Consider the following 19,541-nt stretch of genomic DNA (forward strand, 5'->3'; position numbering starts at 1 on the left):
GTCCGTCCCCACGCACACCTCTCCGCAAGGCCAGTACTTCCCGCATGTTCGACATCGCCGTCTTCGGCTCTCTGTTCCTGACCCTTTTCGTCATCATGGATCCCCCCGGGATCACCCCGATCTTCCTCGCCCTGACCGCCGGCCGTCCGGCCAAGGTGCAGAAGCGGATGGCCCTCCAGGCCGTCTGCGTGGCGGGCGGGGTCATCGCCGTCTTCGGCGTCCTGGGCCACCAGATCCTCGACTACCTGCACGTCTCCGTCCCCGCGCTGATGATCGCGGGCGGGCTGCTGCTCCTGCTGATCGCGCTCGACCTGCTCACCGGCAAGACCGACGAGCCGAAGCAGACCAAGGACGTCAACGTCGCCCTCGTGCCGCTGGGCATGCCGCTGCTGGCGGGCCCCGGCGCCATCGTGTCCGTGATCCTGGCCGTACAGAAGGCCGGCAGTGTGTCCACGCAGCTATCGGTGTGGGCCGCGATCCTCGCGATCCACGTCGTGCTGTGGCTGGTGATGCGCTACTCGCTGCTGATCATCCGCGTCATCAAGGACGGCGGTGTGGTCCTCGTGACGCGGCTCGCGGGCATGATGCTCTCCGCGATCGCCGTGCAGCAGATCATCAACGGGATCACTCAGGTGATCCGGGGGAGCTGAGAACGGGCCTCGGCTCCCCCGGAAGGCTTGAGTGGCGGTCCCCGTTACGAGGCCGGGGTCTCGGCCGGGCGGATCCACAGGCGCTGCCCCACGGCGGCGGCCTGCTGAACGATCCGATTGACGGAGGCGGCGTCCACGACGGTGGTGTCCACGGTGGTGCCGTTGACCTCGTCGAGTCGCAAGATTTCGAAGCGCATGGGCTTCTCCCTTCGTCTGGTCATCCTCCTGAGGAGAACTACTGGGTGACGTGTGCTGTCGTAGGGAGTCAACGGGCTGCGTGTTACAAACATTCCCTACGCTAAATAAATTTTTCGAACGACTAATTACTGAACGGTAAGCGGTGTGCGTGAGACCGCCCGGGATCGGTTGTGTTCGCAGCGTGACCGCCGGGACAATGGAGGCGATGAACGACGACCTGGCGGCCCTCGCCGCCCGCATCGACCACACCAACGAGCTGCTGCAACGCATGCTCGCCGAGGTGGCGAAGACGCCCTCCACCCACGCGATCTTCGTCGACGCGGGCTACCTCTACGCGGCCGCCGGCCGGCTGGTCGCCGGCACGGAGGACCGGCGGGCCTTCGACCTCGACGCCGAGGGCCTGATCGACGCGCTCATCGACAAGGCCCGCACCATCTTCGCGGACAGCCGGCTGCTGCGCGTCTACTGGTACGACGGCGCCCGGCGGCGCATCCACACCGCGGAGCAGCAGTCCATCGCCGAACTGCCGGACGTCAAGGTCCGCCTGGGCAACCTCAACGCCAACAACCAGCAGAAGGGCGTCGACTCGCTCATCCGCTCGGACCTGGAGTCCCTCGCCCGCCACCGCGCGATCAGCGACGCGGCCCTGCTCGGCGGCGACGAGGACCTGGTGTCCGCGGTCGAGGCGGCCCAGGGCTACGGCGCCCGCGTCCACCTGTGGGGCATCGAGGCACCCGAGGGCCGCAACCAGGCCGAGCCGCTGCTCTGGGAGGTCGACAGCCAGCGCACCTTCGACCTCGAGTTCTTCAAGCCGTACGTCTCCCGCCGCACGGCCGCCGCCTACGAGGCCACCGCCGGGTCCCGGCCCACCCGGGAGGACGTCCGCTTCGTCGGCGCGCAGATCGCCGCCAAGTGGCTGTCGGCTCGGGGCCGTGAAGCCCTGGTCGAACTGCTGCCCGGCCATCCCTACCTGCCCGGCTCCGTCGACCAGGACCTGCTGGTCGAGGCCGAGGGGCTGCTCCAGTACTCCCTGCGCGGCCAGGCGGACCTGCGCCGCGCCCTCAGGGACGGCTTCTGGGAGCACCTCCAGACGCAGTACTGAGGGCCGCCCGGCGGGGCCGGGTGCGCTGAGCGGCCCGGCCCCTTCGCTGACCGGGCCGGCCCTGCGCCAGCCTGCCTGGCCCGGGCGCGCTGTACGGCCTGGCCCGGGTGCGCTAGCCGGCCTGGCCCGGGTGCGCCTGCCAGAAGTCGGCGATCGCGCGGGCCGTGGCGAGCGGCCGGTCGGTGTTGGGGGAGTGCTCGGCGCCCTCGACGACCGTCCGCCGGGCCCTGAGCCGGTCCGCCATTTCGTCGAGCAGCGCCAGCGGCCAGGTGTCGTCCAGGGCGCCCGACAGCACGTGGAACGGCAGCGGCACGGCGGCCAGTTCCGCGACCCGATCCGGCTCGGTGCACAACTGGCGTCCGGTGGCGAGCAGTTGGGCCGGCTTGTTGCGAAGCCAGCGGCGTCGCAGGTCGTTCCGGTCGTCCAGGCCGCCGTCCAGCGCGCCCGTGTCGGTCTCCTCCGGGGCCTCCATCGCCTGGATCGCGTCCCACACGTCGGCCATCGCCATCACGGCGAGCGCGTCCCGCAGCAGCTTCACCCGCTCCCGCTGGGAGGCCGAGATCTCGGCCGGGCCCGAGGCCATCAGCGTGAGCGAGAGGAAGGGGGAGTGGTCCAGCAGCACCGCCGCACGCGAGATCTGGCCGCCGAGCGAGTGCCCCAGCAGGTGCACGGGCGTCCCGATCGCCTCCGCCTGCGCGAGCACGTCCCGCGCCAACTCCTCCTGCGCGTAGGCCGACTGGTCCTCCTCGGGCCCGTCCGACTCGTACTGCCCACGCCCGTCCACGGCCACCGTCCGGTAGCCGCGCTCGGCCAGCGGCACATGCAGCGGGTTGAAGTCTTCCTTGCTGCCGGTGAACCCCGGCAGGAGCAGTGCGACGCCCCTCGGCTCCACCCCGTCCGCCACGGGCGCGTCGACGACGGCGAACTCACCGCGCGAGGTCCGCAGCGCGTACGCGCGGGCACCGGGGGGCGGGACGAAGGTGGGAGGCCGGCTCATGGAGGCAGGCTATCGGGCACGGGAGCGGGGGCAGGAGGGAGGGACCGGACACGTCCGTCGGTGCTCACGTCCGTCGGTGCCCGGGGGCCGGGACCGGTCGGCACAGACGCCGATGGCCCGGCCCACGGGAAGTGGACCGGGCCATCGCCGACAGGGTGCCGGATCAGCCTTCGACGGCCTCAACGGCCGCCGTGGCCTTGCGCGTACGGCGCGGCTTGACCTCGGGCTCCTCGGTGGCCTGCGCCGGGATCTCCGGAGCGGCCGCCTCGGCCACGGCCTTGCGGGTCCGCCGCGCCTTGGGCGCGGGCGCCTCGGCGCCCTCCTCCACCGCGACGGCGGCCGTCTTGCGGGCCCGGCGCGGCTTGGCCTCGGTGGCCTCGGCCGTGTCGAGGGCGGCTTCGGCGGTGGCGGCCGTCTTGCGGGTGCGGCGCGGCTTGGCCTCGGCGGCCGTGTCCGCGGCCTCCGGGGCGGCGGCAGCGGTCTTCCGCGCGCGGCGGGGCTTGGTCGCCGGGGCGGCCTCTTCCGTGCCCTCGGCCGTCACCACGACGGCCTCGGCGGCCGACGCGGCGGTCTTGCGGGTGCGGCGCGGCTTGGCCTCGGCCGTGTCGACGGCGGCCTCGGCCGACTCGACGGGTGCGGCGGCAGCGGTCTTGCGGGTGCGGCGGGGCTTGGCCGCCGGGGCGGTCTCGTCCGTGCCCTCGGCCGTCGCGACGGCGGCCTCGGCGGCCGGTTCGGCGGCCTTGCGGGTGCGGCGGCGCGGCTTGGCCTCGACGGCTTCCGCCGTCTCGACGACGGCCTCGGCCGCCTCGACGGGCGCGGCGGCAGCGGCCTTGCGGGTGCGACGGCGCGGCTTGGCCTCAGCGGCCTCCGCAACGTCCGCGACGGCCTCGGCGGCCTGCGGCGCGGCGGCCGCGGGAGCGGCCTCGGCCACCGGCGTCTCCACCGTCTGGGCCTCGACCGGCTCCGCCGACCCGCGGGTGCGGCGACGACGCGGCTTCTCCGCGGCCACCGGCGCGGCCGGGTCCTCCACCACCGTCACGGCTGCCTCCGCCGCGTCAGTGGTCGTGACGACCGCGGTGGCGGGCGCCACGGGCGCCGGCGCGGCGCCGCCACGCGTGCGGCGACGGCGACGCGGGGTGCGGGCCGCCGTGGGCTCCGCCACGGAGCCGGCCTCGGCGGCCGGCGCCTCGACGGTGGTCGCGGACGGGTCCAGCGGCGCACCGCCACGCGTGCGGCGGCGGCTGCGCGGGGTGCGCGCCGGGCGCTCACGCTCGGGCGCGGCGGTCTCGACGCGGCCGCCACGGCCACCGCGACCGCGTGCACCGCGGCCACCGGTCTCGCCCAGGTCCTCGAGCACCTCCGCGTCCAGACCGGCGCGGGTGCGTTCCGAGCGCGGCAGGGTGCCCTTGGTGCCCGCGGGGATGCCGAGGTCCGAGAACAGGTGCGGGGAGCTGGAGTACGTCTCCACCGGGTCGTTGAAGTCCAGCTCCAGCGCCTTGTTGATCAGCTGCCAGCGCGGGATGTCGTCCCAGTCGACGAACGTGATCGCCGTGCCCTTGGCACCCGCGCGGCCGGTACGGCCGACCCGGTGCAGGTACGTCTTCTCGTCCTCGGGCGACTGGTAGTTGATGACGTGGGTGACGCCCTCGACGTCGATACCGCGCGCGGCGACATCGGTGCAGACGAGGACGTCGACCTTGCCGTTGCGGAAGGCCCGCAGGGCCTGCTCACGGGCACCCTGGCCGAGGTCGCCGTGGACCGCGCCGGAGGCGAAGCCGCGGCGCTCGAGCTGCTCGGCGATGTCGGCCGCCGTGCGCTTGGTCCGGCAGAAGATCATCACGAGCCCGCGGCCCTCGGCCTGCAGGATGCGCGCGGCCATCTCCGGCTTGTCCATGTTGTGCGCGCGGTAGACGAACTGCTTGATGTTCGCGACCGTCACGCCCTCGTCGTCCGGCGCGGTGGCGCGGATGTGGGTGGGCCGCGACATGTAGCGGCGCGCGAGGCCGATGACCGCGCCCGGCATGGTCGCCGAGAACAGCATGGTCTGGCGCTTGGCCGGCAGCATGTTGATGATCTTCTCGACGTCGGGCAGGAAGCCCAGGTCGAGCATCTCGTCGGCCTCGTCGAGGACCAGGCTCTTGACGTGCTTCAGGTTCAGCTTCTTCTGGCCCGCGAGGTCCAGGAGCCGGCCCGGGGTGCCGACGACCACGTCGACGCCCTTCTTCAGGGCCTCGACCTGCGGCTCGTAGGCGCGGCCGCCGTAGATCGCGATGACGCGCACGTTGCGCACCTTGCCCGCGGTCAGGAGGTCGTTGGTGACCTGCTGGCACAGCTCGCGCGTGGGGACGACGACGAGCGCCTGCGGGGCGTCGGTGAGGTCCTCGGGGGCGGCGCGTCCGGCCTCCACGTCGGCGGGGACGGTCACGCGCTCCAGGAGCGGCAGACCGAAGCCGAGGGTCTTGCCGGTGCCGGTCTTGGCCTGGCCGATGACGTCGGTGCCGGACAGGGCGACCGGGAGCGTCATCTCCTGGATGGGGAAGGGAGTGATGATGCCGACGGCCTCCAGGGCCTCGGCGGTCTCGGGAAGGATTCCGAGTTCTCGAAACGTCGTAGTCAGGGTGCTGCCTCTTCTGTGTGCGCGGCGCGAGGCGAGCGCGGGGGTCATGTCTGACCGTGCCGGGGACGTCGGCCGCCGTACGGGCGAACCACTCGGGCACGCCGTAAAACACGGGACCACTGCCGACGCTCTAGCGCTCGTACCGCTGAGGGTGTCCCTCCGGTCGTCGTACGTGCAGTGCCGTACGGCCAGGGAGGGCTGTCGGGTCGGAGCCGATCGGGCCACCGACCGGGCATCCTCATACGTGCGGCCTGTCGCGACACGTCGAACACCGTCGACGCACTCAGCAGGCGCATTACCACCATACCCCGGAATCGCGCACATGCGATGGCCGAATATGTCACGTAGTCGTAGTCACAGTGGATGACCAGGGACTTGAGAGGCCCGACGAGCGGGCTATTGTGCGCCTCATGACTAGCTCCGACAAGCCTGAGAACGCGTCCGCAGCCTCCGCCGGGCCCACCGGTGTCGCCGCCCAGGACTGGGCGCAGGCCGCCGCCGACCCCCATTACCGCGCCGCGGTCGTGGACCTGCTCGGCGCGCTCGCGTACGGGGAGCTCGCCGCCTTCGAGCGGCTCGCGGAGGACGCGAAGCTGGCGCCGACGCTCGCGGACAAGGCCGAGCTGGCGAAGATGGCCTCGGCCGAGTTCCACCACTTCGAGCGGCTGCGCGACCGGCTGACCGAGATCGGCGAGGAGCCGACCGGGGCGATGGAGCCCTTCGTCGCGGCCCTGGACGGCTTCCACCGGCAGACGGCCCCCTCGGACTGGCTGGAGGGCCTCGTCAAGGCGTACGTCGGCGACTCCATCGCGAGCGACTTCTACCGGGAGGTCGCCGCCCGCCTGGACACCGACACGCGCGAGCTGGTCCTCGCCGTGCTCGACGACACCGGGCACGCCGAGTTCGCCGTGGAAAAGGTGCGCGCGGCGATCGACGCGGACCCGCGCGTGGGCGGCCGGCTCGCGCTGTGGGCGCGGCGGCTGATGGGCGAGGCGCTGTCGCAGTCGCAGCGGGTCGTCGCCGACCGGGACGCGCTCTCCACGATGCTGGTGGGCGGGGTCGCCGACGGGTTCGATCTCGCCGAGGTCGGCCGGATGTTCTCGCGGATCACGGAGGCGCACACCAAGCGGATGGCGGCGCTGGGCCTCGCGGCCTGAGACGCCTGTCGCCCCGTCGGCGCGGTCCGGGTACGGCGCGCGGCGGGGCGTCCCCGTTCCGGGCAGGGGGTCCGGGTACGGCGGGTGGCGCAGCGGCCCCCTTCCGCCGGGGGCGGTTCGGGTACGGCGCACGGCGGGGCGTCGTACCCCGCGGCTCGGCCCCCTGGCGTCGTTACGCCGGGGCTGATCGTCGGCGCAGGTGGCGTGCCGGGCGGAGCAGGAGCGACAGGGACGCGGCAGAGACGACCGCGGCCCCCAGGAGGCTCAGCAGGACGCTGCCGGGACCGAGGGCGCTGTGCGTGACGAAGTCGCCGAACAGGGCTCCGGCGACGCCCGTGGAGAGCACCAGCGGGCGGGCGGGCAGCCGGTGCGGCAGCCGGCGGGTCGCGGCCCAGGCGAGGAGCAGACCGAGCAAGGCGGATCCGAGTGCTTCCAGGATCATGTCGGGGTCCCTCCCACGGCCGGCCTCTGCTTGACGGTCGTAGCCCGTCATACCCGTGACCTGCGGATTGCAATCCTCCGCTGTGGAGGAGTTGTGAGCCGTCCGTGTGTGTGCCGCACGGCAGAGGGGGGGGGGGGGGGGGGGGGGGGGGGGGGGGGGGGGGGGGGGGGGGGGGGGGGNAGCCGTCCGTGTGTGTGCCGCACGGCAGAGGGGCCCGGCGGCACAGTGCCGCCGGGCCCCTCTCCCGATCTGCTCACAGGGCGGTGACGCGGCGTCCTACAGGGCGCCGAAGCCCACCTTGCGGACGGTCGGCTCGCCGATCTCCACGTACGCCAGGCGGTCCGTCGGGACCAGAACCTTGCGGCCCTTCTCGTCCTGGAGGCTCAGCAGCTGCGTCTTCCCGGCCAGCGCCTCCGACACCAGGCGCTCGACCTCCTCGACGCTCTGACCGCTCTCCAGAACGATCTCGCGGGGCGCGTGCTGCACGCCGATCTTGACCTCCACGGCTATGTCCCTCCGACGGTCAGTGATGTGCGCGATCTTCCGCGCCGTACGCTGCACACATTAGCCCGGTGAGGGGACGTACACGCTGCGGGCCGGAACGCCAACAGCGAACACCGCATGGGAACACATGGCCGGCGGCGTCCGTGCGGGCGTGTCGGCGTCCGTCAGTGCTGCTCGGTGCCGTGCAGCGGGAAGCCGGCGATGCCCCGCCAGGCCAGCGAGGTCAGCAACTGCACCGCCTGGTCGCGGGGCACACTGCGGTCACTGTGCAGCCAGGAGCGCGCGACCACCTGCGCGAGACCGCCGAGGCCCGAGGCGAGCAGCATCGACTCCGCGCGCGAGAGGCCGGTGTCCTCCGCGATGACGTCGCAGATCGCCTCGGCGCATTCGTTGGTCACCTTGTCGACGCGCTCGCGCACCGCGGGCTCGTTCGTCAGGTCCGACTCGAAGACCAGCCGGAAGGCGCCGCCGTCGTCCTCCACGTACGCGAAGTAGGCGTCCATGGTCGCCCGCACGCGCTGCTTGTTGTCGGTCGTCGAGGCGAGCGCGCTGCGCACGGCCTGGATCAGCGATTCGCAGTGCTGGTCCAGCAGGGCGAGGTACAGGTCGAGCTTGCCGGGGAAGTGCTGGTAGAGCACCGGCTTGCTGACGCCGGCCCGCTCGGCGATGTCGTCCATCGCCGCGGCGTGGTAGCCCTGCGCGACGAACACCTCCTGGGCGGCGCCCAGCAGCTGGTTCCGCCGGGCACGGCGCGGCAGACGGGTGCCCCGTGGGCGTGCCGCCTCAGTTTGCTCGATGGCTGTCACGCCGCCTCCCAATTCGTCCACATGCGGTGTCGGCCGCGCGGCCATCGTACTTTTCGGTAACCGTGGTGTGCGCGGTGCGAGCGCAGAATTTCACGTACCGGACAGCGAGGAAAGCCGCGGAGCCCGCCTCGCGCGACCGGACCGGCCCCGCCGGGTCGGCCGAGGTCAGCGGTAGTCGTCCTCGTCGAGGGTGACCACGCGCGCCTGTTCGATGAGATCGGCCTCGTTGCCGCGCTCCGGATCCACACCGGTCAGCGGGTCGTCGCGGTCCGGCGCGATGTCGGTGTGCTGCTCGGCGGCGTCCACCTCGGGGGCCTCGACGTCGATCTCCGCGGGGTCCTCGGCATTCAGATCGTCGGTCAGCTCGGGCTCGATCGGGTCCTCGATGGATTCATGGGTCATGATGCTGGGCTCCCTTCCTACGAACGTCCCTGGAAGAAGCAGGGGCCACATGCGGGTGCCCTCTGTACGAGACTAGGAGACACCTGATCCGGACGCCATGCCGTCGGCCCCTGTCCGCGGCGGGGTCATCCGCTCCGGGGTGTCCGGCGGGACGGGGTCCAACCTGTGACGGCGAACACATGAACCACAGCGTGATCGTCTCGTAACATTGCCGCATGTCTTCGACCGAGTCGCCGTCCGTACCGGCCGCCAGCGTCCTTCCGAGGGTGGCACCCGTTCGGGTCGGTGAAGGGGAGCGGCTGAGGTCGGTGGGACTGCCGGGGGCCACCCTGTCGGTCCGTTCGCGGCGCCCCGCGCGCGAGGGGCTGCCGCCCGCTCTGTTCGTCCACGGCCTCGGTGGTTCCTCGCAGAACTGGTCCGTGCTGATGAAGGAGCTGGACGGCGTCGTCGACGGCGAGGCGGTCGACCTGCCCGGCTTCGGCGACTCCCCGCCTCCTGACGACGGCGACTACTCCGTCACCGGGCACGCGCGCGCGGTCATCCGCCTGCTCGACACCTCGGGCCGCGGCCCGGTCCACCTGTTCGGAAACTCCCTCGGCGGGGCGGTCGCCACGCGCGTCGCCGCCGTGCGCCCGGACCTCGTGCGCACCCTCACGCTGATCTCGCCCGCGCTCCCGGAGCTGCGCGTGCAGCGCTCGGCGGTGCCGACGGCGCTGCTCGGCGTCCCCGGTGTGGCCCTGCTGTTCACCCGGCTGACCAGGGAGTGGACCGCCGAGCAGCGGGTGCGGGGCGTCCTGGGGCTGTGTTACGGCGATCCCGGGCAGGTGTCGCCGGAGGCGTTCGGGCACGCCGTGGAGGAGCTGGAGCGGCGACTGCGGCTGCCGTACTTCTGGGACGCGATGGCGCGCTCCGCGCGCGGAATCGTCAACGCCTACACCCTGGGCGGGCAGCACGGGCTGTGGCGCCAGGCCGAGCGCGTGCTCGCCCCGACCCTGCTGGTCTACGGCGGCCGCGACCAGCTCGTCGGCTACCGCATGGCACCCAAGGCCGCCCGCTCCTTCCGCGACTCCCGCCTGCTGTCCCTGCCGGAGGCCGGGCACGTGGCGATGATGGAGTACCCGGAGGTGGTGGCGGGAGCGTTCCGGGAGATGCTCGCGGAAGCCGGCGCGGCGCGCGCCGGTGAAGGGCGAGCCGCCGAGGAGGCCGGGGCCGTGGAGCCGGGCGGCGGTTCCGGCGTCGGTTCTGGCACGGGCGCGGGGAGCTGAGGGCAGAGGTGGGACGCCACAGCAGGCGCGAACCGGCCCCCCAGGACGACGCGGGGGACATAGGAGCACAGCGAGACCAGCGGGCCCCGGCCCCCGGAGCCCCGCGGGAGGCGCGACAGTCCGGTCTCCGTCCGGGCGCGCCCGGTCAGGGAGCACCGCGGCCGCCCGAGGGCACCCCGGCGCGTGGGGTGCCCCTGCCCGCGCAGGCGGGCCGGCGCGCCCCCGAGGGCACACCGGCGCACGGGATCCCGCGACTGCCGGACGGTACGCCCGCGCGGGGTGTACCGCGCGTCGGTGGTCCGGCGACCCGGGGCGGGCACCCCCAGCAGCGTGAACCCGGCGGCGGTTGGGGCGAGTTCGCCGGGCCGGCCGGCGCCGAGACCGCGTCCGGGACCCGGAAGGGCCCCGCCGGGACCGGTCCCCTCCTCCCGCGGCAGCGGCAGGGCGGCAGACGGCGGTCCGACGGCGGCCCCCGGCAGGAGTACCTCGACGCCTTCGAGGAGGACGTCGACCTCTTCGCGCCCCGGCCGGGCGCCGACGGGCCCCGCCGCTCGGGTGTCCCCGGGGCGCGGCACCCGCACGACGCCGACGAGCCGGCGACGGCCGGTGACGGAGGCGGCGACGACGCACCGCCCGCGTCCGTGCCCGCGCAGCGGGGCGGGAACAAGGGCCGGGCCTTCACCGGCATCGTGGCCGCAGCCGTGACCACCGTGCTCGCGGTCGTCGTCGCCGGACAGGTCGCCGACGGCCACGGCGGCGGCGACGCGCGCGCCCGTTCCGCCACCGACCAGGCCCGCGACGCCCGCGCGCCCGGGCAGGACGCGCCCTCCGCCGCGTCGGACGCGGCGCCGCTGACGTACGAGCAGAAGATGGACCGGACGTACCCGCTGACCGCCACGCTGAAGGCGTCCGGGAAGTTCGAGGCCGTCCCCGGCGCCGACAAGGCGCCCGGTAAGGGGCAGAAGTACACCTACCGGGTGGACATCGAGCAGGGACTGGGCCTGGACGGCGCACTGTTCGCCGAGGCCGTGCAGAAGACCTTGAACGACGACCGGAGCTGGGCGCACGGCGGCACCCGCACCTTCGAGCGCGTCTCCTCGGGCAAGCCCGACTTCGTCATCACGCTCGCCAGCCCCGGCACCACCGCCAAGTGGTGCGCCAAGTCCGGCCTCGACACCACCGAGGACAACGTCTCCTGCGACTCGGCGGCCACCGAGCGCGTGATGATCAACGCCTACCGGTGGGCCCAGGGCAGCAAGACATATGGCGACAAAATCCACGCATACCGACAGATGCTCATCAACCACGAGGTCGGTCACCGGCTCGGTCACGGCCATGTGACGTGCCAGAAGGACGGCGAGCTCGCCCCGGTGATGCAGCAGCAGACCAAGTTCCTCGATCATGACGGAATCCACTGTCTGCCCAACCCCTGGCCTTATCCCCGGAGTTGACGGAGGAGGGCTTGTGTCGGATTGACATGAGTCGCAAGGTCGTTCATATTTTGGCGCATGTGGTTCCGTCATGCCGTCTCCAACAGCGCCGCCATCGAGCTGGCGCTGTTCGGCGTGACCGCCCTCTGCGTGGCCGACATCCACTGTCGCTGACGCCGCCTCCCCGGCGTTTGCGTCGCGATTCCTTCCTTCCTTTCCGCGTCCGTGATGTGCTCACGGCGCGTCCTTCGACGACCCGACGCCGGGGCCGACGTCTGTCCGCAGCCGTCTCACTCCTCGTCCATTTGTCTCACTGTTCGAGATTTACTCGTTCAGCCTCCGAGAGGTCGTCATTCCGATGCGTCAACCGTCCCTCATAGCGCGCCGCGTGGCAGCGGCATCCGTCAGCCTGGTCGTGGCAGCGGGCGCCGCCGCCTGTGGTCCGAAGGACAACGATGCCAAGGGCTCCGGCGGCGACTCCGCCCCGCACCAGGGCGGCACCCTCACGGTGCTGAACTCCAACCCGCAGCAGGACTTCGACCCCGCCCGCCTCTACACCTCCGGCGGCGGCAACGTCCCGTCCCTGGTCTTCCGCACCCTCACCACCCGCAACCGGGAGAACGGCGCGGCCGGCGCCAAGGTCGTCCCGGACCTCGCCACCGACACCGGGCGCCCCAGCAAGGACGCGACCGTGTGGACGTACACCCTGAAGAAGGGCCTCACCTACGAGGACGGCACCCCGATCACCTCGGCCGACGTCAAGTACGGCATCGAGCGCTCCTTCGCCCCCGAACTCTCCGGCGGCGCCCCCTACCTGAGGGACTGGCTGGTCGGCGCTGCCGCCTACCAGGGCCCCTACAAGGACAAGAAGGGCCTCCCGGCGATCGAGACGCCCGACGAGCGGACCATCGTCTTCCACCTGAACAAGCCCGAGGGCGAGTTCCCCTACCTGGCCACGCAGACCCAGTTCACCCCGGTCCCCGAGGCCAAGGACACCGGCACCAAATACGAGGAGCACCCGGTCTCGTCCGGCCCGTACAAGGTCGTCCGCAACGAGAACGACGGCGAGCACCTCGTCCTGAAGCGCAACACCCACTGGTCCGCCGCCACGGACTCCGAGCGCAAGGCCTACCCGGACACCATCGACGTCCGCTCCGGCCTCGACTCCTCCGTGATCAACCAGCGGCTGTCCGCGTCGCAGGGAGCGGACGCGGCCGCGGTCACCACCGACACCAACCTCGGCCCGGCCGAACTCGCCAAGGTCACCGGCGACCAGGACCTGGCCTCGCGCGTGGGCACCGGCCACTTCGGCTACACGGACTACATCGCCTTCAACCCCGAGGTGAAGCCGTTCGACGACCCGAAGGTCCGGCAGGCCATCTCGTACGCCGTCGACCGCTCCTCGGTCGTCAACGCGGCCGGCGGTTCGGCACTCGCCGAGCCCGCCACCACCTTCCTGCCCGACCAGAAGTCCTTCGGCCACACGCCCTACGACCTCTTCCCGGCGGGCAAGGCCGGCAACGCCGCCAAGGCCAGGGAACTGCTGGCCCAGGCCGGCCACAAGAACGGGCTCACGGTCACCCTGACCCACTCCAACAGCAAGGACTTCGAGACCAGCCCCGAGATCGCGACCGCGATCCAGGACGCGCTCAAGAAGGCCGGCGTCACCGTCAGGCTGCAGGGCCTGGAGAGCAACGACTACGGGGACAAGATCCACGACGTCAGGACCGAGCCCGGTTTCTTCCTCGCCCACTGGGGTGCCGACTGGCCCTCCGGCGGCCCCTTCCTCGCCCCGATCTTCGACGGCCGCCAGATCGTCAAGGACGGCGCGAACTTCAACACCGGCCTGCTGAACGACAAGTCGGTCAACGGCGAGATCGACGCCATCAACAAGCTGACCGACCTCGACGCCGCCGCCCGGCGGTGGGGCGCCCTGGACAAGAAGATCGGCGCCCGGGCCCTCGTCGTGCCGCTGTTCCACCCCGTCTACAAGCGCCTGTACGGCAAGGACGTCCGCAACATCGTCATCAGCGACTGGACCGGCGTGCTGGACATCTCCCAGGTCGCGGTGAAGTAGCACCGTGAGCGAGGCACTCGTCGCCTCCCACACCCCCGGGGCGGACACACCCGCCCCGGGGGTCTCGGGGGCCCGTCAGTTCTGGCGGCGGCTGCGGATGCAGCGCGCCGCCCTGGTCGCCGCGGCCGTCGTCGCGCTGCTCGTCCTGGTCGCGCTCGCCGCACCGCTCCTCACCGCCCTGGAGGGCCAGGACCCCACCACCTACCACCCCTCCCTGATCGACTCCGCGCGCGGAGGCGTGCCCGTCGGCTCCTTCGGCGGCCTCGGCGCCGACCACTGGCTCGGCGTCGAACCGCAGACCGGACGCGACCTGTTCGCGCGGCTCGTGTACGGGGCGCGGGTCTCCCTCGGAGTGGCGCTCGGCGCCACCGCGATCCAGGTGACCCTCGGCGTCCTGTTCGGCGTCGCCTCGGCGCTCGGCAGCCGGCTGGTCGACCAACTGCTGAGCCGGATCACCGACATCATCGTCGCCCTGCCCCTGATGATCATGGCCCTCGCGCTGCTCGCGATCGTGCCGTCGAGCTTCCCGCGACCCGTCCTGGTCACCCTCGTCATCGGCCTGATCGCCTGGGGCAACATCGCCAAGATCGCCCGCGCCCAGACCCTCACCCTCAAGGGACTCGACCACGTCGCCGCCGCCCGGCTCAGCGGCTGGGGCACCTGGAGCATCGCCCGTCGCGAACTGCTGCCCGGCCTCGCCGCACCCGTCATCACCTACGCGGCGCTGCTCGTGCCCATCAACATCTCCGTCGAGGCGGCCCTGTCCTTCCTCGGCGTCGGCGTGAAGCCGCCCACCCCGTCCTGGGGACAGATGCTCACCGCCGCCGACGTCTGGTACCAGGCCGCGCCGCAGTACCTGCTGCTGCCCGCCGGCGCCCTCTTCGTCACCGTCGTCGCGCTGACCGTCCTCGGCGACGGCGTCCGCACCGCCCTCGACCCGCGCGCGGCCTCACGCCTGCGCGTCGGCACCGGCGGCAGGCGCGAGGACCGGGCGGCCGAGGAGGCGGCGGCATGAGCGGATTCGGCGGTTTCGTGCTGCGCCGCGGCGCCGGCGCGCTGGTCACCCTCCTCGCCATCTCGGTGATCATTTACGTCGTCTTCTACGTCACCCCCGGCAACGTCGCCCAGATCACCTGCGGCCCGCGCTGCTCCCCGGAACAGGTCCACCAGGTCGCCCAGCAGCTCAGGCTCGACGACCCCCTGTACCTGCGCTACTGGCACTTCCTCGAGGGCCTGTTCGCCGGCCAGGACTACTCCACCGGCACCTCGGTGGAGCACTGCCCGGCCCCCTGCCTCGGGCTCTCCTACCAGAGCGACCGGCAGGTCACGGACATCATCCTGACCAAGCTCCCGGTCAGCCTGTCGCTCGTGGTGGGCGCCATGGTGATCTGGCTCGTCCTCGGGGTCGGCACCGGCGTCCTCTCCGCCTGGCGGCGCGGCCGGTTCACCGAGCGCGCGCTGACCGCGCTCACCCTCGCGGGCACGGCCACGCCGGTCTTCGTCATCGGTCTGGTCCTCATGATCGTCGTCTGCGGCGAGCTGCGGCTGCTGCCCTTCCCGCAGTACGTGAAGTTCACCGACGATCCCGAACAGTGGGCCTGGAACCTGCTCCTGCCGTGGCTCTCCCTCGCGCTCATCGAGGCGGCCGCGTTCGCCCGCCTGACCCGTGCCGCCATGCTGGAGACCCTCGCCGAGGACCACATCCGGACCTTCCGCGCCTACGGCGTCGCCGAACGCTCGGTCGTCGGGCGGCACGCCCTGCGCGGGGCCCTCGCCCCGGTCATCGCGCTGAACGCCAACAACTTCGGCGGGGCCGTCGGCGGCGCCGTCCTCACCGAGACCCTGTTCGGGCTGCCCGGCATCGGCCAGGAGCTGGTGCACGCGGTGAACGTCGTCGACCTCCCGGTGGTCGTCGGCATGGTCCTGGTCATCGGATTCTTCGTGGTCGTGGCCAACGCCGTCGCGGACGTGCTCTACGCCGTGGCCGACCGACGGGTGGTACTCGCATGAGCCTCGTGGAAGTCAAGGACCTCACGGTCGAGTTCGGCTCCCTGCGGGCCGTGGACGGCCTCTCCTTCCGGCTGGCGGAGGGCGCCGCCCTCGCGCTCGTCGGCGAGTCCGGCTCCGGCAAGTCCACGGTCGCCGGCGCCCTGCTGGGCCTGCACCGGGGCACCGGGGCGCGGGTCGGCGGCACGGTGCGGGTCGCCGGCACCGACGTGGGGCGGGCCCCGGACGAGGAACTGCGCCGGCTGCGCGGCGCCAAGGCCGCCATGGTCTTCCAGGACCCGCTGTCCTCGCTCGACCCGTACTACGCCGTCGGCGACCAGATCGCCGAGGTCCACCGCGTCCACACGCGCGCCTCGCGCCGCGCCGCACGCGCGCGTGCCGTCGAGGTGCTGGACCGGGTGGGCATCCCGGACGCGCGGCGCCGCGCCCGGTACCGCCCGCACGAGTTCAGCGGTGGCATGCGCCAGCGCGCCCTCATCGCCATGGCGCTCGCCTGCTCGCCCCGGCTGCTGATCGCCGACGAGCCCACGACCGCCCTCGACGTCACCGTCCAGGCCCAGATCCTCGACCTGCTGCACACGCTGCGCGAGGAGACCGGCATGGGCCTGCTGCTCGTCACCCACGACGTGGGTGTCGCCGCCGAGAGCGTGGACGAGGTGCTGGTCATGCGGCACGGCCGGGCCGTTGAACAGGGCCCGGTCGGCACGGTCCTCGCCTCGCCCGGACAGGCGTACACCCGCGAACTCCTCGACGCCGTACCGCGCGTCGACGCGCCGCGGGCCGGGTCACGGGAGCCCGGCGAGGTGGTGCTGGAGGCCACCGGGCTCCGGCGCGAGTTCGGGCACGGCAAGGGGGCGTTCGCGGCCGTGGACGGCATCTCGCTCACCGTCCGCCGGGGCGAGACCCTCGGTGTCGTGGGGGAGAGCGGCAGCGGCAAGACCACCCTGGGCCGCATGCTGGTCGGGCTGCTGGAACCGACCGCCGGGGAGATCCGCTACGACGGGCAGCCGCACACCGGCGTGGACCCGGCCGTGCAGATGGTCTTCCAGGACCCCGTCTCCTCCCTCAACCCCCGCCGCAGCGTGGGCGAGTCCATCGCCGACCCGCTCCGCGCGCGGGGCGAACGCGACGAGCGGCGCATCCGGGGCCGGGTGGCCGAACTGCTGGAGCGCGTGGGCCTCGAAGCGGCGCACTACGACCGCTACCCGCACGAGTTCAGCGGCGGACAGCGCCAGCGCGTGGGCATCGCCCGCGCGCTCGCCGCCGACCCGCGGGTCATCGTCTGCGACGAGCCCGTCTCCGCGCTGGACGTCACCACACAGGCCCAGGTGGTCGAACTCCTCGGCGAACTCCAGCGGGAACTCGGCCTCGCCCTCGTGTTCATCGCCCACGACCTCGCCGTGGTCCGCCAGGTCAGCGACCGGGTCGCGGTGATGCGCCGGGGCCGGGTCGTCGAGACCGGGCCCGTGGAGGAGGTGTACGGCACCCCGCGCGAGACGTACACCAGGCAGCTCCTGGCCGCCGTACCCGCCCTCGACCCCGGGCAGGCGGCCCGGCGGCGCGCGGCCCGGCGGGAGCCGGCCGTGGCGTAACGTTTCGCGCGCAGGCGATCACCGTCCGCTCTCTTAGCGCGTCGGAACGCGTGCCGCACGCGAAAGTTACGACCGTTCACCCCTTTTGGTGGGGGGGGGGGCCACCCCCCCCCCCCCCCCCCCCCCCCACCGCCTTGTCCGCATACGTTCGTCCCGCTGCGAGCCGCCGCGACGAAGGCGGCTCCCGTCCAGCGGGAGATCGGGGGTGCACACATGCGCATCGGGCTACTTACGGAGGGTGGCTATCCGTATGTGGGTGGTGACGCCGGACTCTGGTGCGACCGGCTCGTGCGCGGGCTCGCACAGCACGAGTTCGACATCCACGCGCTCAGCCGCAGCCGCGCCCAGGAGGACGCGGGCCTGGTCCCGCTGCCCGACCAGGTCAGCCGGGTCCGCACGGCCCCGCTGTGGCGCGCCGAGGACGACGGCGTCTCCCACGGACGGCGCGCACGCCGGCGCTTCACCGAGTGCTACGGGGAACTGGCCGAGGCGGTCTGCACCGCGCCCGGCGCCCCGTCCGACGCCGACTCCACCCACCTGACGGACCGTTTCGGCAGCGCGCTGTACGGACTCGCCGAACTCGCCCGCGACGAGGGCGGACTCACCGGCGCACTCCGCTCCGACACCGCCGTACGCACCCTGGAGCGCGCCTGCCGCGCCCCCGGAGCGTCGCGCACGGCGCGTGAGGCGCGCGTACCCGACCTGCTCGCCGTCGCCGCGCACCTCGAACGCGCCCTGCGCCCCCTCTCCCTCGACTGGTACGGCGACGACGGCCTCGGCGCCGCCGACCTCTGTCACGCCACCGCCGGCGGCCCCGCCGCCCTGCCCGGCCTCCTCGCCCGGCACTTCTCCGGCGTCCCGCTGCTGGTCACCGAGTACGGCGTGCAACTGCGCTCGCACTACCTGGCCCTCGGCCCCGACGCCGCCGCCCCGGCCGTACGCGCCCTGCTCGCCGCCTTCCACGGCCGGCTGGCCACCGAGGTCTACCGGCGTGCCGCGATCCTCACCCCCGGCAACGCGCACGCCCGCCGCTGGCAGGAACGGTGCGGCGCCGACCGCACCCGGATCCGCACCGTCCACCCGGGCATGGAGGCGTCCCGCTTCGCGGAGGTCGGCGAGGCCCCCGACCGGTCCGACCCGGACACCCTCGTGTGGGTCGGGCCCGTAGACCCCACCAAGGACCTGGTCTCCCTGCTGCACGCCTTCGCCGAGGTCCGCAAGGAGCGGCCGACGGCCCGCCTGCGGATCGTCGGCTCGCCCACGGGCCCCGAGGGCGAGGTCTACCTGGGCCACTGCCGGGTGCTCGCCGCCCAGCTCTTCCCCGACGAGGCCGAGGGCGTGCACGCCGTCGGCGACAACCCCGTCTCCTTCGAGGAGATCGGCGGCCCCGAGGTGCCGGCCTTGCCCGACGCGTACGCCGCCGGCGCGGTCGTCGTCCTCTCCAGCGTCGTCGAGGGCTTCCCGATCACCCTGGTCGAGGCCATGCTCTGTGCCCGGGCCACCGTGTCCACCGACGTCGGCGCGGTGGTGGAGGCCATCGGCGGCACAGGGCTCGTCGTACCCCCGCGCAACCCGCGGGCGCTCGCCGAGGCGTGCGTGGCACTGCTGCGCGACCCCGAGCGCCGTGAGCGCCTGGGGGCCGCCGCGCGTGCCCGCGCGCTCGAACTGTTCACCGTCGAGCAGAACATCGCGGCATTTCACGGCATTTACCTGGAGATCGTCTCGCGCTGCCCGGTGCGCCGGGTCGTCCTCGACGAGGCCGGCGCACCCCTGCCGTTCGCCGACCCCGCCGAGGCCCACGTACCCGTCCACTGGACCGGCCCCACGGCACCCGTGCTGCCCCGGGGCGTCCCCGCCTGGGCGGCGGGCGGCCCGGTCCGCGCGACCCCGTCGAGGACCCCGCTGACGGCCCCGGAGGCGGCGCGGTGAGCGGCTCCGAAGCGGCGGACGGCCGCCACGGCGACCGGGACGTCCTCAGCGAGCCGGGCATCGGCGAGCCGGGCCCCCTGGACCGCCCCGCCACGCCCACCGGCGCCACCGCCTGGGACGCGCGCTCGCGGGAGTGGCTGCCCGGCACCGAGGGCTACGACGACGCCGAGGGTCCGACGTGGGGAGAGGCCGTGACCATGACCGCACCGCCGGGCGCGCCCTTGGCCGCGCCGCGAGTCGCGTACGAGTTCCCGGCCGATCCGGCATCGGGGCCGGTGTCCGGTGCCGGTAGTTCGGCTGGTGTTGCGCGGGGGGCTGAGGCAGGGGCCTTGTCCGATGGCGTGCGTGGGGTGAGCTCTGTTCCTG

Annotated in this window: 18 protein-coding genes and 1 pseudogene; 12 read left to right on the top strand and 7 right to left on the bottom strand. The window is 73.1% G+C overall.

Features of this window, described 5'->3' with window-relative positions; all coding sequences use genetic code 11:
• The first annotated feature begins 44 nt into the window (after positions 1-44).
• Positions 45-650 (top strand): MarC family protein, encoded by a 606-nt coding sequence (locus V7E45_RS24865; RefSeq protein ID WP_333776418.1) that lies wholly within the window; start codon positions 45-47, stop codon positions 648-650.
• A 44-nt stretch (positions 651-694) separates the two neighbouring features.
• On the opposite strand, the gene V7E45_RS24870 is transcribed toward V7E45_RS24865, so the two are convergent.
• A complete protein-coding gene (locus V7E45_RS24870) occupies positions 695-847 on the bottom strand; it encodes a hypothetical protein (RefSeq protein WP_333776419.1) in 153 nt (50 codons plus the stop codon).
• A gap of 206 nt (positions 848-1,053) precedes the next feature.
• Between V7E45_RS24870 and V7E45_RS24875 the strand changes: the two genes are divergently transcribed.
• Entirely contained in the window at positions 1,054-1,950 is an 897-nt protein-coding gene (locus V7E45_RS24875; RefSeq protein ID WP_333776420.1) for an NYN domain-containing protein, read from the top strand.
• A 112-nt stretch (positions 1,951-2,062) separates the two neighbouring features.
• Here the strand turns inward: V7E45_RS24875 and V7E45_RS24880 are convergent, their stop codons facing one another.
• Positions 2,063-2,947: an alpha/beta fold hydrolase gene (locus tag V7E45_RS24880; protein WP_333776421.1), complete on the bottom strand. Its 885-nt coding sequence runs from the start codon at positions 2,945-2,947 to the stop codon at positions 2,063-2,065.
• A 163-nt stretch (positions 2,948-3,110) separates the two neighbouring features.
• Complete coding sequence (locus V7E45_RS24885) at positions 3,111-5,612, bottom strand: DEAD/DEAH box helicase (protein WP_333776422.1); 2,502 nt, start codon at positions 5,610-5,612, stop codon at positions 3,111-3,113.
• Between the two features lie 362 nt (positions 5,613-5,974).
• Here V7E45_RS24885 and V7E45_RS24890 point away from each other — a divergent pair, with 362 nt between their 5' ends.
• Complete coding sequence (locus V7E45_RS24890) at positions 5,975-6,721, top strand: ferritin-like domain-containing protein (RefSeq protein ID WP_443056163.1); 747 nt, start codon at positions 5,975-5,977, stop codon at positions 6,719-6,721.
• Between the two features lie 172 nt (positions 6,722-6,893).
• Here V7E45_RS24890 and V7E45_RS24895 read toward each other — a convergent pair whose 3' ends face one another.
• The 4 genes from V7E45_RS24895 to V7E45_RS24910 form a co-directional block, all read right to left on the bottom strand.
• A complete protein-coding gene (locus V7E45_RS24895) occupies positions 6,894-7,163 on the bottom strand; it encodes a hypothetical protein (RefSeq protein ID WP_333776424.1) in 270 nt (89 codons plus the stop codon).
• 276 nt (positions 7,164-7,439) lie between these two features.
• The gene (locus tag V7E45_RS24900; RefSeq protein ID WP_020942105.1) at positions 7,440-7,667 is read right to left on the bottom strand and encodes a DUF3107 domain-containing protein; all 228 of its coding nucleotides are present in this window, start codon (positions 7,665-7,667) and stop codon (positions 7,440-7,442) included.
• A gap of 164 nt (positions 7,668-7,831) precedes the next feature.
• The gene (locus V7E45_RS24905; protein ID WP_333776425.1) at positions 7,832-8,473 is read right to left on the bottom strand and encodes a TetR/AcrR family transcriptional regulator; all 642 of its coding nucleotides are present in this window, start codon (positions 8,471-8,473) and stop codon (positions 7,832-7,834) included.
• Positions 8,474-8,638: 165 nt separating this feature from the next.
• Positions 8,639-8,875: a hypothetical protein gene (locus V7E45_RS24910; RefSeq protein ID WP_333776426.1), complete on the bottom strand. Its 237-nt coding sequence runs from the start codon at positions 8,873-8,875 to the stop codon at positions 8,639-8,641.
• A 215-nt stretch (positions 8,876-9,090) separates the two neighbouring features.
• On the opposite strand from V7E45_RS24910, the gene V7E45_RS24915 reads away from it, so the two are divergent.
• The 9 genes and pseudogenes from V7E45_RS24915 to V7E45_RS24955 all read left to right on the top strand — a co-directional run.
• The gene (locus V7E45_RS24915; RefSeq protein WP_333776427.1) at positions 9,091-10,140 is read left to right on the top strand and encodes an alpha/beta fold hydrolase; all 1,050 of its coding nucleotides are present in this window, start codon (positions 9,091-9,093) and stop codon (positions 10,138-10,140) included.
• Between the two features lie 8 nt (positions 10,141-10,148).
• Positions 10,149-11,591, top strand: coding sequence for a DUF3152 domain-containing protein (locus tag V7E45_RS24920; protein WP_333776428.1), 1,443 nt, complete (start codon positions 10,149-10,151; stop codon positions 11,589-11,591).
• Positions 11,592-11,648: 57 nt separating this feature from the next.
• Complete coding sequence (locus tag V7E45_RS24925) at positions 11,649-11,744, top strand: Ms4533A family Cys-rich leader peptide (protein ID WP_333776429.1); 96 nt, start codon at positions 11,649-11,651, stop codon at positions 11,742-11,744.
• A gap of 184 nt (positions 11,745-11,928) precedes the next feature.
• On the top strand, positions 11,929-13,647 hold the full coding sequence (locus tag V7E45_RS24930; protein ID WP_333776430.1) for an ABC transporter substrate-binding protein: 1,719 nt from the start codon (positions 11,929-11,931) through the stop codon (positions 13,645-13,647).
• A 4-nt stretch (positions 13,648-13,651) separates the two neighbouring features.
• The gene (locus tag V7E45_RS24935) at positions 13,652-14,662 is read left to right on the top strand and encodes an ABC transporter permease (RefSeq protein WP_333776431.1); all 1,011 of its coding nucleotides are present in this window, start codon (positions 13,652-13,654) and stop codon (positions 14,660-14,662) included.
• Positions 14,659-15,657: an ABC transporter permease gene (locus tag V7E45_RS24940; protein ID WP_333776432.1), complete on the top strand. Its 999-nt coding sequence runs from the start codon at positions 14,659-14,661 to the stop codon at positions 15,655-15,657. The genes V7E45_RS24935 and V7E45_RS24940 overlap by 4 nt, the downstream gene beginning before the upstream one ends.
• Entirely contained in the window at positions 15,654-17,246 is a 1,593-nt protein-coding gene (locus V7E45_RS24945; protein WP_333776433.1) for an ABC transporter ATP-binding protein, read from the top strand. The genes V7E45_RS24940 and V7E45_RS24945 overlap by 4 nt, the downstream gene beginning before the upstream one ends.
• Positions 17,247-17,459: 213 nt before the next feature.
• Positions 17,460-19,175 (top strand): DUF3492 domain-containing protein, encoded by a 1,716-nt coding sequence (locus V7E45_RS24950; protein ID WP_333776434.1) that lies wholly within the window; start codon positions 17,460-17,462, stop codon positions 19,173-19,175.
• Positions 19,172-19,541, top strand: a pseudogene (locus V7E45_RS24955) (hypothetical protein); the annotation flags it as partial. The gene V7E45_RS24950 and the pseudogene V7E45_RS24955, both read left to right, overlap by 4 nt.

Source organism: Streptomyces sp. IBSBF 3136 (assembly GCF_036815105.1).
Classification (GTDB): domain Bacteria; phylum Actinomycetota; class Actinomycetes; order Streptomycetales; family Streptomycetaceae; genus Streptomyces.